General features: G+C 53.2%; 14 protein-coding genes. 4 read left to right on the top strand and 10 right to left on the bottom strand.

Features of this window, described 5'->3' with window-relative positions; translation table 11 throughout:
- Positions 1-48: 48 nt before the first annotated feature.
- The 6 genes from ACFE8Q_RS06530 to ACFE8Q_RS06505 form a co-directional block, all read right to left on the bottom strand.
- Positions 49-1,131, bottom strand: coding sequence for an efflux RND transporter periplasmic adaptor subunit (locus tag ACFE8Q_RS06530; protein ID WP_375444565.1), 1,083 nt, complete (start codon positions 1,129-1,131; stop codon positions 49-51).
- 57 nt (positions 1,132-1,188) lie between these two features.
- Complete coding sequence (locus ACFE8Q_RS06525) at positions 1,189-1,329, bottom strand: hypothetical protein (protein ID WP_375444564.1); 141 nt, start codon at positions 1,327-1,329, stop codon at positions 1,189-1,191.
- Positions 1,330-1,359: 30 nt separating this feature from the next.
- On the bottom strand, positions 1,360-1,668 hold the full coding sequence (locus ACFE8Q_RS06520; RefSeq protein WP_375444563.1) for a hypothetical protein: 309 nt from the start codon (positions 1,666-1,668) through the stop codon (positions 1,360-1,362).
- A gap of 484 nt (positions 1,669-2,152) precedes the next feature.
- Positions 2,153-3,508, bottom strand: a complete 1,356-nt coding sequence (locus ACFE8Q_RS06515) for an ATP-binding protein (RefSeq protein WP_375444562.1) — start codon at positions 3,506-3,508, stop codon at positions 2,153-2,155.
- Between the two features lie 62 nt (positions 3,509-3,570).
- Positions 3,571-4,242: a response regulator gene (locus ACFE8Q_RS06510; RefSeq protein ID WP_375444561.1), complete on the bottom strand. Its 672-nt coding sequence runs from the start codon at positions 4,240-4,242 to the stop codon at positions 3,571-3,573.
- Positions 4,243-4,468: 226 nt separating this feature from the next.
- On the bottom strand, positions 4,469-5,191 hold the full coding sequence (locus ACFE8Q_RS06505) for an SDR family oxidoreductase (protein WP_375444560.1): 723 nt from the start codon (positions 5,189-5,191) through the stop codon (positions 4,469-4,471).
- Positions 5,192-5,343: 152 nt separating this feature from the next.
- Between ACFE8Q_RS06505 and ACFE8Q_RS06500 the strand changes: the two genes are divergently transcribed.
- Both ACFE8Q_RS06500 and ACFE8Q_RS06495 read left to right on the top strand, forming a co-directional pair.
- Positions 5,344-6,504: a PQQ-dependent sugar dehydrogenase gene (locus ACFE8Q_RS06500; protein WP_375444559.1), complete on the top strand. Its 1,161-nt coding sequence runs from the start codon at positions 5,344-5,346 to the stop codon at positions 6,502-6,504.
- 326 nt (positions 6,505-6,830) lie between these two features.
- Positions 6,831-7,946, top strand: a complete 1,116-nt coding sequence (locus ACFE8Q_RS06495; protein WP_375444558.1) for a hypothetical protein — start codon at positions 6,831-6,833, stop codon at positions 7,944-7,946.
- A 30-nt stretch (positions 7,947-7,976) separates the two neighbouring features.
- On the opposite strand, the gene ACFE8Q_RS06490 is transcribed toward ACFE8Q_RS06495, so the two are convergent.
- Positions 7,977-8,855, bottom strand: a complete 879-nt coding sequence (locus ACFE8Q_RS06490) for an alpha/beta hydrolase (RefSeq protein WP_375444557.1) — start codon at positions 8,853-8,855, stop codon at positions 7,977-7,979.
- Between the two features lie 101 nt (positions 8,856-8,956).
- Between ACFE8Q_RS06490 and ACFE8Q_RS06485 the strand changes: the two genes are divergently transcribed.
- Positions 8,957-9,532, top strand: coding sequence for a DinB family protein (locus ACFE8Q_RS06485; protein WP_375444556.1), 576 nt, complete (start codon positions 8,957-8,959; stop codon positions 9,530-9,532).
- A complete protein-coding gene (locus ACFE8Q_RS06480; RefSeq protein WP_375444555.1) occupies positions 9,533-10,240 on the top strand; it encodes a pseudouridine synthase in 708 nt (235 codons plus the stop codon).
- A 209-nt stretch (positions 10,241-10,449) separates the two neighbouring features.
- Here the strand turns inward: ACFE8Q_RS06480 and ACFE8Q_RS06475 are convergent, their stop codons facing one another.
- The 3 genes from ACFE8Q_RS06475 to ACFE8Q_RS06465 all read right to left on the bottom strand — a co-directional run bounded on the left by ACFE8Q_RS06475 (position 10,450) and on the right by ACFE8Q_RS06465 (position 13,517).
- Positions 10,450-10,854: a hypothetical protein gene (locus ACFE8Q_RS06475; protein ID WP_375444554.1), complete on the bottom strand. Its 405-nt coding sequence runs from the start codon at positions 10,852-10,854 to the stop codon at positions 10,450-10,452.
- A gap of 174 nt (positions 10,855-11,028) precedes the next feature.
- Positions 11,029-12,177: a DEAD/DEAH box helicase gene (locus ACFE8Q_RS06470; RefSeq protein ID WP_375444553.1), complete on the bottom strand. Its 1,149-nt coding sequence runs from the start codon at positions 12,175-12,177 to the stop codon at positions 11,029-11,031.
- Positions 12,178-12,188: 11 nt separating this feature from the next.
- Entirely contained in the window at positions 12,189-13,517 is a 1,329-nt protein-coding gene (locus ACFE8Q_RS06465; protein WP_375444552.1) for a DEAD/DEAH box helicase, read from the bottom strand.
- Position 13,518: the final 1 nt, after the last annotated feature.

Below are 13,518 nucleotides of genomic sequence, written 5' to 3'. Positions count from 1 at the left end.
TTCTGGTTTAATTGTACATTAGTCACTGTACATTCACGCTACACTTTCTTACTCGGCATACAAGCCTAAATGAGAAATGACAGTAGCAGGCTGCTCAAATTTGTACTGTATCTTTTCGTTTTCTTTCACCTGGCGCAAGCCTTCCAGAAGAATCTTGTCATCTTTTTTCAACCCGGACCGGACCACAAAAATGTGGGGCAGTTCGGCCGCTATGGCGATTTCTCTTGACCGGATCACGTTATTTTTATCGACCACATAGACGTATTTTTTTTCCAACACTTCGAAGGTGGCTTTCTGCGGAATGATCAGGGCATTTTTCATCGGTAATGTCATCTGAATGTTGCCGGTTTCGCCATGCCGCAACATGCCCTTAGGATTCGGGAACGTGGCCCGGAACGCAATATTTCCGGTTTCGTTATTGAAATCTGCTTCGATGGTTTCGACTTTACCAGGGTAACTGAACAATTGCTGGTTCGCCATCATCAGGTTCACTTTCTGAAAGCTTCCCTGCTCCGCGTGAGTTTTGTAGTTCAGGTACTCGGCTTCAGGTACGTTGAAATACACCCACATTTTACTATTGTCGGAGAGCGTAGTCAATAAATCTCCTTCGTTGACGAGGCTACCTAACCGCACCTGGAAGTGATCCATGATGCCGTCGAAAGGAGCCCTTACCTGCGTGAAGCCAAGGTGAATCTGCGCGACAGACACTTCAGCTTTCGCTTTATCCAGCTTGGCTTTAGCCAGTGCTAATTCGTTCTTCGAAACGATGTTGCTATCGGCCAGCAGTTTCGTGTTTTTGTATTCCACATTCACGAAGTTGGCTTCTGCTTCAGCTTTTTGCAGTTCGGCCTGGTATTGCACCGGCATGATCTGAAACATGAGCTGCCCTTTTCTGACAGCCTGCCCTTCATCGACAAAAATTTTCTGTAGGTAACCCTTTTCCAGCGCCCTCATTTCAATATGCTGGATAGCGTGAATCTGAGCCACATAGTCGTTGGTGACCGTTGTGTCTCGTTGCAAAGGACTGGTAACCGAATACTTGGTTTCCTCTTCTTTTTCTTCTGCTTTTGTTGAACAGCTTGTGCAGCACCAGGCGGCACATAAGCTCATAAGCATGATGATTCTCTTCATTATTGTCTTGTTCTTTAAACGAACTTGTTTTGGTGATTTTCCAGCGACAGGCATGCACTAATTTGACAGGTGTTTCCATTCGGGTGCCGATTGCCCAACCTGCACGGGAACAAATTGCGCCAGCAGGCGGGATTGAGCATTGCGGTGAATGCCGAAAGAGAAAAGCGACTTTGCATGAACGAAAAGTGAGTGCAGCATAACTGAATAGTGAGGTTTGTGATTACGTTATTATTTCGATGAATGGAGATGAACGGTAATGGCCCGGCCCGGCGGAGGAGCGTGCGGAGCCTGCGCCAGACGGCGAATCAGGCTGTCTTTTTCCTGGTTGGCTCGTTTGCAATCCGACAGTTGCTGGAGCCAAACCACTTGCTCGACCGGATGCATTGAGTTGCTCAATTCGTACTCGACCAGGTCGCGCTGGCGGCTTTTCTCATACAAAAGGAATCCGTTGAATGCGAGTGAAAGAACCAGTGCCAGCCCAAAGCCATAGAGTAAAACCGAGTCGGCCCGCCGAAGCGGAAAATTCTGGCGTTGCATAGCTTGTGTTCGTAATGCTTCGATACAAAGCAAGCTCCACGACATTAGGATGGCATGAGAAGCAAATTAGAAGGTATTAAAAAAATGCAAAGCCCTATTTTTTTTGCGTTTAATGTGCAAGTGAATCAGTGATATATCTATTTGATAAACAACAGGTTATAAACTATTATTGGATTAAAATAGCGATGAAAGATAAATGACTTATATTGAAAAAAGACTATTTATTATTCTATAGAGGCAATACAATTTGCGGTTTTAACCCTGATCTGGCCGGGTACAGATACGTATAGATTAAAGGAGCATTAATTGGCGGGTGAATCGGGCTGCTTTCACGCTACACGGTGGGGTTGCCTGGCTTGTGTGCGTAGTGGTAATGCGCTGTGGATTGCCTGGTGCTGTAGGTTGCTTTAGCTGGGCCCTGAGCCTGTCGGGAAGGCCTAGTCGAAGGGCACATAACGCAAAGCAATACCGTGCCGCCCGAATGCTACGCCTGAACGGGGAGACTGATGGTAACGGAGGTTCCCTGATTTACGGTGGAGTCGATCTGGAGCGTGCCCTGATGCAAATCGATAATTTTCTGGGTTACGGCCAGACCAATACCATAGCCTGGCACGCCCTCTACGTTGTTTCCCCGGTAAAGCGGATCAAGGATGTGAGCCGCGTCGGCCTCCGAAATACCCCGGCCCTGATCCGTTACGATCACCATGATCGTGTCTCGCGTTGCCTGGAGTTGAACGGAAACGGGTTCGCTGGAGTATTTACAGGCGTTGTCGAGCACGTTCAGGAAGGCCGTAGTCAGTAGTGTGGCGTTGCCTTTCACCGTGAACGAATCCTCCTCACCCGTCACAAAATGCAGGGGCAGACTGCGGCCCGGATACTTGGTTTGGACGTACCCAAGGGCGTTGAGCAGGCAATCGTCTACCTGTACTGATGTCAGGGCAACGGTTCCGTCGGTTACCTTGGCCAACCCGAGTAAGCCATTGGTCAGGGCGATGACCTTCTTTAATTCGTCGACCGCCACCTCCATGCTGGCGCGCCAGTCGGCGGGGTCGTGATCGTACCGAAGCGACGTTTCCAACGTACCCAACGTGTTGGTCAGGGGCGTCCGCAGTTCGTGCGACGCATGAGACACAAAGCTGCGTTGAGACACAAACGCATCTTCGAGCCGAAAAAGCATCTGGTTGAATGTCATCGCAAGCTGCGCAATTTCGTCCTGCCGATTCCCTTCATTTACCCGTTTATACAATTGCATGGCGGTGATCTGCTCCACCTCATCCACAATCTGGGAAATGGGATTCAATACCCGCCCCGAGAAATACCAGCCAGCCAGGACGATCAGCGCAAAGCCCAGCAGATTGGCCAGAATCAGGATTTGTTGCAACGTACCCAGCTTGGCGAGGCCAATGCGGTCGTAGCCAGACGCAAAGATGTAGAACAACTGCCCCCGGTCCTGAAACGGGATTACAATGGATTCCAGCCGCCCGGTTTTAAATTCAAACAGGGGGTCGGTGGCCAGTAGCGGGATCTTTTCTTTGTAATAATCAGACTCTTTCAGGGTTCGGTTGGTAAAGACGAGCCTGCGTTGGTTGTCGTAAATACTGATCTGCTCTTCCACCAGCGTCAGTAGGTCGGTACGCACCATATTCTTGAAAAAATCGTCGTGCAGGTGCCGCCGGGAAATCAGCACGCGCCCGGCCACCCGCGCTTTCGACTCCAGTCGGCTATAAAATTCTTCCTGGCGATAGAGAGAATAAAAATACCATACCAGCAACGACAACGTGAGCTGAATGCCCGTTGCCAGCAAGGTAAACATAATCGTCAGGCGATTCCGAATGAGCACGGTGTTGGTGGTTGGTTATTGGGTAATGCGTACCCAGTAACTAATAACTCAATAACCAGTAACTAATTTTCACGAAGAACGTACCCCATGCCGACAATGGTATGCAGCAGCTTTGGCGAAAATTCCTTGTCTATTTTCTTTCTTAAATAACTGATATACACGTCGATAACGTTACTGTTGTTATCGAAATTTAAACTCCATACCCGTTCGCTGATGTCGACCCGTGAAATGATTTTCCCTTTGTTGAGCATCATGTACTCGATCAGGGCGTACTCACGGGTGGTCAGGTCGATGCGTTTGCCCGCCCGCGTCACGGTTTTACTGTCCAGGTTTAGCTCCAGATCGGCCAGTTGAAGTACCTGCTTGGGCTTGGAGCCAATCCGGCGCGTCAAGGCCCGTAAGCGCAACAGCAATTCCTGAAACTCAAAAGGTTTGGCCAGGTAATCGTCGGCCCCGGCGTTGAAACCGTCCGATTTGTCGGCCAGACTATCCAGCGCGGTCAGCATCAGCACCGGTACCGCCTCGTTTTCCGAGCGGATCAACCGGCATAAATCGAAGCCATTCATGTTGGGCAGGTTGACATCCAGGATAATGATATCATAAATTTCCCTCCGAAACAGCGACAGGCCGCTCCGTCCATCATACGCCACATCTACTTCGTAGCCCTCCGCCGCTATCCCCTTCCGAATAAACGAGGCAAGCCGTTCTTCGTCTTCAACGACAAGGATTTTCATGGAAAAAGGAGGGGTTGATCATTAATCGACGATGGCTATGGTGTTTTTACCCTGTGTGTATTGTTGTCGTCAGGTACGTTGCTGATGCCGGGCAGGTTACCTTTTGCGGGGTTGTTGCTGTCGAAGGGCCAAACGTCAGCAACCTACAGCGTAGTAATCAGCATACCTGACGACAGCAACACCACAGCGCGAAAGCCTATAAAACTAAGCCTTGCAAAGGCTACACCTACTTCTTCTTACTGCCCGGAATGGTGGGACGTACCTCGATCTTGCTGGGCAGCGTGCGCGGATGCATACTGAGCAGGTCGATCACCAGCTTGCCGATGTCTTCCGGCTGGATTTTCCACGCATCAGCGTCTGACGGCGTGTGGTCGGCAAATTCGGTGGCGACCGAGCCGGGCATGATCGTGCTCACTTTGATGCCTTCGCTGCGCAAATCGAGCATGATGGCCTGCGAAAAACCCACCAGTCCAAATTTGCTGGCGTTATACGCCGAGCCTTTCTCAAAGAAGTTGGTGCCGGCCAGACTGGCGATGCTGATGAAGTACCCTTCGGTCTTCTTCAGTTCGGCGATGCTCACCTTGGCCGAGTTGAACACGCCCGTCAGGTTAATGTCGATCGTTTCCTGCCACTGTTCCGGCGTTAATTCCTGAATAGGAGCGAAGTGGCCTACGCCCGCATTGGCGATCACGTAATCGAGCCGTTCCCACTGCTGCACGATCGCATCGACCACCGCTTGCTGTGAGGCCAGATTGCGCACGTCGGCGGCCATTCCAATGGCGTACCCGGCCTTAATTTCGTTGAGTTGCTGAGCGGCCTTGTCGGCGGCTTCCTGCGAGCGGCTGGTAACTGCCACTTTTACACCTGCTTTAACGAGTGCTTCGGCCACACCGTAGCCAATGCCTTTTGATCCCCCCGTAACGAGGGCTGTTCTGATATGATCTGCCATAGCGTAATAAGACCAGTGAGCCCGTATAGGTTTCGCGAAATGTACGGATTTTAGGAAATAGCCTGATCAGACGAGCGCAGTGGGTTTGGGTTGAGCAAGTAACAAAGTGGTTACTCAGGTCGTTAGCCAGTGGAACGAGCAACGAAAACGTTATGGTAAACTACAAATCTGTCCTGACCACGTTTTGTGTGGCCGCCAGTCTGACGATCACTTCCTGCAAAAAAGCCGAAACGGTAGAGATAGACCGTACGCCCCCTACATCGCCCACGATACGTACCCAAACACTGCTGACAGGCTATGAAATTATCTGGGGCATGGATTTTCTGCCGAATGGCGATCTGATTTTTGGCGAAAAACGTGGACGGATCTACCGCCAGTCGGGCGAAACGGTGACGCAGTTAACCGGCCTGCCAACCGACATCAATACCACTAGCCAGGGTGGCCTGCTGGATATTCGCGTTCACCCGAACTACGCCGCCAACGGCTGGATTTACGCGTCCTACGCCGCTTCGGTAGCCGGAACCTCCAATACGGGATTGAATCTGATTCGCTTCAAGATCAACGGTGCTGCGCTCACAGATGTACAGACCATCTTCCGGGCGTCGGCGACTAACCAGTGGAAAGGCCACTACGGGAGCCGGATCGAGTTTGACCGGAACGGCCTGTTGTACCTGAGCATCGGCGAAGGCGGCCCGTCGACCTATGGCGGTGCTTCATCGCCCAACAAAAACGCCCAGAATCTGCAGACCGAATGGGGCAAGGTACACCGGATGACCGACGCCGGGGCCGTTCCCGCTGATAACCCGGTATTGCCCGGCAATACCGCCGCCACAACCGTGTATTCCTACGGCCACCGGAATCCGCAGGGACTGATTCTAAACCCGACAACGGGCGATATCTGGGAAAGCGAGCATAGTGCGAAAGGCGGTGATGAAGTCAACATCGTGCAGAAAGCGAAGAACTATGGCTGGCCGCTGGTTTCGTACGGCATCAATTACGACGGCACCCCGATTTCGTCGAGCCCCACCATGACCGGCGTTGAAAATCCGATCTACACCTGGACGCCATCCATCGGCCCGTGTGGGCTGGCGTTTATCACGAGCGACACGTTTAAAAGCTGGAAAGGCAACTTGCTGGTGGGTGGGTTGGCACTAACGTACCTGAGTCGACTCGAATTGAACGGCAATCAGATCATACGCGAATCGAAATTGCTGGAAGGAAACCGTATTCGTAATGTGAAACAGGCCCCGGACGGTAGCATTTACGTGTCTGTCGAAAACCCCGGCCGGATCATTCGTCTGGTCGCTGAATGACGTTTTCAACGAAATTAGTATATGTTGAGTCTATAAGGTAAGCAGGGCTTTCTCATAAAAATTAGTTGTACCGAAAATTGCTGACGCGAGGCCCTTCGACAGGCTCAGGGTGACAAGCCCACACAAGTTTGTCATGAACGTACCTAGGTTTCCTGTCACCCTGAGCCTGTCGAAGGGCCTCGCGTCAGCAATTTTTGAAGCTAAAAATGAATTCTACAATTTTAGAGAAAGTCCTGATAAGGTAAGTACAAAAAAGAAGGTGAAGTTAATTTAGGCGCCCGATTGATTGACTAAATTACCCGCCACATTCCTGGATAGATCAACGCGTGAAAACCTTACTAACTACGCTGCTACTGCTAAGCGGCCTGCACCCTCTGGTGGCTCAGTCTGATAAACGGGCACCTTTTCTTCATTTTGTCATGGCCGACAGTTCCATCGTATCCGGGCGGATTGTTCGTCAGGATAGTACAGTGGTAGTTGTGCGCAAGCGAAACGGTGATTTGTCGTATCTGGAAAAATACCAGATCGTTCGTCAGTCGCTCAACGCTCCGCAGCGGCCTGGCCCGGCAGCCGGCGAGGCGCTAACCACTTTTAGCCTGAAAGATGGGTCTACCGTGTATGGCCGAATTGTGAAGCAGACGCCGGTAGCGGTGGTAGTGCGGCAACAGAACGGCACGCAGACATACATCGACCCCGGCGACATTCTGAGTAGGAGTTCGGTGGGCGAGACAACCGAGACGACCATGAACGCAGACGGCAACGTACCTGCGGGCGCTCCTTATCTGCTCAACAGCCGAACAGCCTTTACGCCAGCCGCCGGGCAGGTTTATTACCGGAATACGTACCTGATCAGAAATGAGCTGGAAGCGGGTATTACCAATGGCTGGAGCGTGGGAGTGGTGTTTAATCCGCGGCTCACCAACCTTTATAAAACGTCTGAGTACCTGAACGAGGCCATCTACCTGAACACCGATTTTGGTACACAACTGTACACCCGCCTGGGTATTTCAATTGGCCGGAAATTCAGGTTGGGGGCAACGCTCGCGGCCCAGTTTCAACACCCGGCCTATTTTTCAACTACGCAAACTACGTTTTTGGGGCAGGTACTCACTACGTTTGGCGACCAGCGAAGCAATTTTACCCTCGGCTACACCTTCAGGCTGGGTAAAGAAGAGTCGTTTCTATTGTCACCGGGCACGCTGACTATTGGCGGGATGCAGGCACTCAGCCCTTCGCTCACGTTCATCAGTGATAACTCCATCAAGATCAAATCGTCAAACAGCGGTCCCTCCTTCGCCCGCTTATCTGCTGCGCTGCGCATCCATAGCCGAAACCATGCCTTCGACCTGGGTGCCTTATCCACTGTGAACCCCTACAACTATTTCGGGACCCAGTTCAAGGTTTATCCTTACCTGGGCTACATCGTAAAATTTGGCAACTAATGTCAAACAAGGCTGGAGCATTGTATGACATTAGTTCGTCATCCATCCAATCGCTTCGCGGTAGATGATGTTGCGTTTCCAGAACAATTGCTTCACCATCGGTACGTGCGCTTTACCCGGAATGACGGTGTACTGGCTCTTTATACCCAGCGAAAGCAGTTTTTTGTGCAGTGCTTCTGTGCCCGAAATAATGCTTGGGTACGTCTTTTCGCCCGTATACAGCAGCATCGGGGGAGCGCCCGCTTTCACCTTGTATAGTGGCGAAACAGACCGCCAGCCTTCGGGATCTGCGCCAAATGAAGTCAGGTACTGTTTGTCGCTGGGGAACTCCATCTTTTTCAGATAGTCATACATATTAATGCCCGCCGGGTCGTCCAGAATAGCGCCTTTGACGGGATTTCTCGCCATACCCAGTTTCTCGAAAAGTGTATCGTCGGTAGCCAGCAGGGCCGCCAGTCCGCCACCCGCCGAATGGCCCATGACGTAGATTCTGTTCGGGTCGCCGCCGTAGTTGGCAATGTGCAGGCTGGTCCAGGCAACGGCCTGCGCGCAGTCGGTAGCCATAGCGGGGACCAGCACGCCGGGCGACAGCCGGTAGCTGATGATCACGGCCACGATTCCCTGTTTGGCCAGTCGGCGGCCAATAAACCAGTAGATGTTTTTGCTCCCGCTGTTCCAGTTGCCGCCGTGAATGAAAACCACGACGGGGTAGGGCTTGTCGGCTTTTTTGTTGGGCCGATACACGTCGAGCACGTTCTTTTCGGGGCTGAAATCAGGTGCGGTAGTGGCTTTATACGGAATATCCCTGAAGCGCTTGCTGGTCAGGGAAATGCTGAAGGCGTTGGTGGAGAGCAAAGTGGCAAAAAGTAAGAATAAGCCCAGCGAGGGCCGTACCAGGTGATGGAGCATGTGCTGTGAGGTGAAGGTATGAAACCTGACTAACGTAACACGGTTGACTCATCGGTAGTTTTGATTTTGTGAAGGGAGGCCATTCCCGTACTTTCGCCGGTATGGAAGATTGTCACCCGTCCACCGTTTCTGGCCCCATCACCGACGCCGAACGTACCTACGCCGTCGAGATACTGGTTGCCACCCGTGATAGCCTGCAACAATCGCTGGCTGGCCTGTCAACGGCGCAGCAACAGTATAAAACCGCCCCCGATCGCTGGTCGATTGCCGAGTGCGTGGAGCATATCGCCCTGGTCGACCGTGGGATTTTCAAGTCCCTGCAATTGGGCATGGCAGCCCCACCCGACGAGGCTCGCCGCGCTACCGTGAAAGTCTCCGACGTGTTTGTCATCAAAGCAGTACGCAGTCGGGGAATGGCTACATCCGCGCCGCCTCAGTTTGTGCCGACGGGCCGTTTCGGTGATGTGCCGACCGCGCTGGCCCAATTTGAGCAGCAACGCGCCGCCGCGATTGAGTATGTGCGAACCGCCACCGAAGATTACCGGACGCACTATTTCGAACACCCGTTTCTGGGTACGTTAGACGCCTATCAGGCCGTGTTGCTGCTGGCGTCGCATGGTGAACGCCATCGGAAACAGATCGAAGACATAAAAGCCGACCCCGGTTTCCCCATGTAAATGACTGAACTACCCATTCTGCACCAGGCCGACGGGCTGGTGGCGATCAACAAACCGCATGGATTGCTGGTACACCGGTCATTCATTGCGGCCGATGCCAGCGAATTTGCCGTTCAGCTACTGCGCGACCAGTTGGGGCAGCGCGTTTATCCCGTTCATCGCCTCGACCGGAAAACGGGTGGCGTATTGCTCTTCGCGCTGACCGACGCCCTGAACTCCGCCATGCAGCAACAGTTTGCCGAAGGGCAGGTCCACAAGACGTACCTGGCGATTGTGCGCGGCTACACCCCCGACGAACTGGACATTGATTACCCCCTGCGTCGCGATGATGGCGATGGCAAGCTGGGCACCTTACAGGAGGCATTCACCGCCCTGAAAACGCTGCAACGGGCGGAGGTGCTGATTCCGTTCGGCAAGCATGCCACCTCCCGCTACTCGCTGGTTGAGCTGACGCCTGCCACCGGCCGGATGCATCAGCTACGAAAGCATATGGCGCACGTTTTCCATCCCATCATCGGCGATCGGCCCCACGGATGCAATAAGCAGAACAAGCTGTTTCTGGATCAGTTCAGCATGAACACCATGCTGCTCCATGCCCGCCGACTTCAGTTCATCCACCCCACTACCGGCGAATCAATCACCGTCGAGGCCCCGTTTCAAACCGAGTTCACCCGTATGCTGGGTACGTTGTTTGGCGAGGAAACCTAGTGTTCGGCTGGTGGTGCTTTGCATGCTATATGTTGCTTCGCGAGCCAGGCCCTTCGACAGGCTCAGGGTGACAATCCCACTTAAGATCGTCATCAACATCTGTATGTGAGTTGTCACCCTGAGCCTGTCGAAGGGCCTAGCTCGCGAAGCAACATATAGCATGCAAAGCAACCAAACGCTGACTCAGGCGCGTTATTTTCAAGAAGCCGTTACTTGTCTTTTTCAGCGGCTTTGGCTTTCAGTTTACCACGGGCAATGGGCTCGGGTTTCGATTTGGGCGTTTCGTAGCGAATCAACTGGGCCGTGGCCAGCTCATCTTTCGGCAGCTTGGTGATCAGTAACTGATACGACCTAGTGCCAACGATCAGGTTGGAATACATGACGTATTTGCCGTTTTCGCGGGGTAAGTCCCAGTTCGCCGCCGATTGTTTGGCCAGTAGGGCTTCATCTTCGTCTGTCAGCGCTGCATAAACCGTATCGGGGATGAACTGCTTGCCGGTGACCCCTTCAATGATCGACACCACCGCAGAGGATGTCTCTGATGAAGGCTTAGTCTGGGCTACAGAAAGCCCGCTGAGTAGCAACAGGGGTATAAAACTGAGGTATCTTTTCATGAGCCATCAGGCAGGCAGTGCCTACCAGTTTTTACGTCAGCATAGGGTAAACACCACTTCGCTGCTCAAGTGAAAAGCTCTTAAAGTGTCCGTTTGTTCAGGAATGTCCCGTTTCCTGAGCCTGTGATTACTGTAAAAACGGACTGGGCATCCCCGACTGAAGTCCGTGGTACGTCAATATCCGGCCAGATCAAAAACCGCCGATTCGATCATCTCGACGCGCTTGCCCATCTTCTTTTGGATCACGCCGAAATGGTGTTCATCGTCGGGGGTGATCAGGGTGATGGCTTCGCCTGAAGCGTCGGCCCGGCCGGTGCGGCCAATGCGGTGGATATAATCTTTGGGTGACCGGGGTAGCTCGAAGTTGATCACGTGGGGCAGAAACTGAATGTCGATCCCCCGCGCCAGCAGATCCGTGGCGACCAGCACCGGCAACTGACCCGATTTGAAGCGCGCTAGTGCCTCGGTGCGGGCACCCTGGGTCTTATGCCCATGCATGGCCACCGCCTGAATGCCGTTTTTTGCCAGTTTAGCAACCAGATTATCGGCTGTGCGGGTGGTGGAAACGAACACCAGCACCTGACTGAGCGTGCCGGATTTGATCAGGTAACGCAACAGCGCGCTCTTCCGCTCGGGCGTAACACGATACGCCGTTTGTCGAATTTGATCAATGGCTGTTTCTTCCTCCTCAATCTCGATTTTAACAGGTTTACGCAGTACCGATGTGCTAATATCCTGAATAGCGTCGCCCAGCGTGGCCGAGAAGAGAACGGTCTGGCGATGGCCCGGCAGCAGGTCGAATACCTGTTTCATCTCGTCGGCGAAGCCCAGTTCAAGAATCTTGTCGGCTTCGTCCAGCACCAGCATGTCGATACCCGATAGTTTTACGGCGTTCTGTGCCACCAGATCGAGCAGTCGGCCGGGTGTGGCCACCAGCACGTCGGCTCCGCGTACGGCGATCATTTGCGGGTTGGCCGACACGCCGCCAAATACGGCCACCGTTTTGATACGGCGTGGCAGGTTCGCGCCAAACGCCTGAAATACCCCGGCCACCTGCACGGCCAGTTCGCGGGTGGGCACGAGAACCAGCACCCGGTGGCTCACCGAACTCCGCACCAACGCCCGCTGCCGTTGCAGCCGTTCCAGAATGGGAAGCACATAGCTGGCCGTTTTACCGGAGCCGGTTCGGGCAATGCCCAGTATATCTTTGCCAACCAGAATAGCCGGAATAGCTTCCTGCTGAATCGGATAGGGCTTTTGATACCCTTGTTCCGCAATGATGGTCAGCAGTGGCTTCGACAAGCCGAGGTCAGAAAAGGGCATAGAGTAGGGGGTTATTTTTTGCCGCTGCGCTTGATGGGGCGACCGTATTTCAACATTTTCTCGGCGGCATAATCCCGGCGAACGTTGACTTTCTGGTTCTTGGCGGCTTTCTCGTGAAACGCCGGACCGACGTCTTCGCGTTTTGGTATTTTCACCGTAATGGTCTTCATGTTCACCTTCGGCTGCTCTTCATCCAGCAGAACGGGCGAAATCAGCAGGTCGGCCGGAACGGGCACCATCGGAATGGGGTAGTTCATCAGCGTTTCAATGGCTGTCTGACGGTCCTGCTCCGCTTCGGTGATGAAGGCAATGGCAATGCCTTTTTTATCAGCCCGGCCCGTACGGCCAATGCGGTGAATGTAACTTTCGGGCTCTTCAGGCAGATCGAAATTGATCACGTGCGACACGTTGGCCACATCGATGCCCCGCGCCACAATGTCGGTGGCAATCAACAGGCGAATGGTGCCATCGTGAAACTGATTGACAGCCTCGAAACGCTTGGCCTGCGCTTTATTGGAGTGAATAATGCCTACTTTATTCGGGAAACGCTCGTCCATTTCGTCGAAGAGCAAATCGGCAAACGCTTTGGTCGATACAAATACCAGCACCCGGTTCATGGTCTCGTCGCGCTCCAGCAGCAGGTGCAACAGGTTGATCTTTGTGTTGAAGTTGGGCACCGGGTAAGCCATCTGCGAGATGCCCGTCAGGGGCGTGCCGACGGGTGCCGCTTCCACCCGCACCGGGCTGTTGAAAAACGTTTCGATCAACTGTTCAACATCGGGCGTGATGGTCGCCGAAAAAAGCAGGTTCTGCCGTTTGGGCGGCAACAGATCCAGGATGATTTTTAGCTGCGCCCGGAAGCCCAGGTTCAACATCTCATCTACTTCGTCGATGACTAACTTCTTGACCGTCTTTGTTTTAACCGAGCCAGAACTTAGCAGGTCGACCAACCGGCCGGGGGTTGCGATGAGAATATCGGCACCCTGCTGCACCTCAGCTAGCTGTGGTTTCAGGTTTACGCCACCGTATACGCCAACTACCGCCAGGTTCATGTAGGTGGTCAGTTGCCGAACCGTTTCCACCACCTGTACTACCAGCTCGCGCGTGGGCACGAGCACGATCATCTGCGGGGTACGTTCTTTAGCGAATTGGTACTGACGCAGGCAGGGCAGGAGGTAAGCGATTGTTTTACCCGTGCCGGTTTGGGCAATGCCACAGACATCGCGCCCCGACATCACCACCGAAAAGACCCGCTCCTGAATGGGCGTGGGTGTGGTCAGGCCCAGATCGTCGAGTGCGTTGAGTAGTGGTTTGTTGAGATTGAGGTCGGCAAATGTCATG

This window comes from uncultured Fibrella sp., from assembly GCF_964250085.1.
GTDB lineage: Bacteria > Bacteroidota > Bacteroidia > Cytophagales > Spirosomataceae > Fibrella.
The sequence above is the reverse complement of the archived record's forward strand: the minus strand, read 5'-3'. Positions and strand labels throughout refer to the sequence as shown.

What these genes read in the sequence shown, in the direction of transcription:
- ACFE8Q_RS06465 (WP_375444552.1), bottom strand. Translation starts at nt 13,517, where the DNA reads ATGACATTTGCCGACCTCAATCTCAACAAACCACTACTCAACGCACTC.
- ACFE8Q_RS06490 (WP_375444557.1), bottom strand. Translation starts at nt 8,855, where the DNA reads ATGCTCCATCACCTGGTACGGCCCTCGCTGGGCTTATTCTTACTTTTT.
- ACFE8Q_RS06475 (WP_375444554.1), bottom strand. Translation starts at nt 10,854, where the DNA reads ATGAAAAGATACCTCAGTTTTATACCCCTGTTGCTACTCAGCGGGCTT.
- ACFE8Q_RS06500 (WP_375444559.1), top strand. Translation starts at nt 5,344, where the DNA reads ATGGTAAACTACAAATCTGTCCTGACCACGTTTTGTGTGGCCGCCAGT.
- ACFE8Q_RS06525 (WP_375444564.1), bottom strand. Translation starts at nt 1,329, where the DNA reads ATGCTGCACTCACTTTTCGTTCATGCAAAGTCGCTTTTCTCTTTCGGC.
- ACFE8Q_RS06485 (WP_375444556.1), top strand. Translation starts at nt 8,957, where the DNA reads ATGGAAGATTGTCACCCGTCCACCGTTTCTGGCCCCATCACCGACGCC.
- ACFE8Q_RS06530 (WP_375444565.1), bottom strand. Translation starts at nt 1,131, where the DNA reads ATGAAGAGAATCATCATGCTTATGAGCTTATGTGCCGCCTGGTGCTGC.
- ACFE8Q_RS06480 (WP_375444555.1), top strand. Translation starts at nt 9,533, where the DNA reads ATGACTGAACTACCCATTCTGCACCAGGCCGACGGGCTGGTGGCGATC.
- ACFE8Q_RS06520 (WP_375444563.1), bottom strand. Translation starts at nt 1,668, where the DNA reads ATGCAACGCCAGAATTTTCCGCTTCGGCGGGCCGACTCGGTTTTACTC.
- ACFE8Q_RS06510 (WP_375444561.1), bottom strand. Translation starts at nt 4,242, where the DNA reads ATGAAAATCCTTGTCGTTGAAGACGAAGAACGGCTTGCCTCGTTTATT.
- ACFE8Q_RS06505 (WP_375444560.1), bottom strand. Translation starts at nt 5,191, where the DNA reads ATGGCAGATCATATCAGAACAGCCCTCGTTACGGGGGGATCAAAAGGC.
- ACFE8Q_RS06470 (WP_375444553.1), bottom strand. Translation starts at nt 12,177, where the DNA reads ATGCCCTTTTCTGACCTCGGCTTGTCGAAGCCACTGCTGACCATCATT.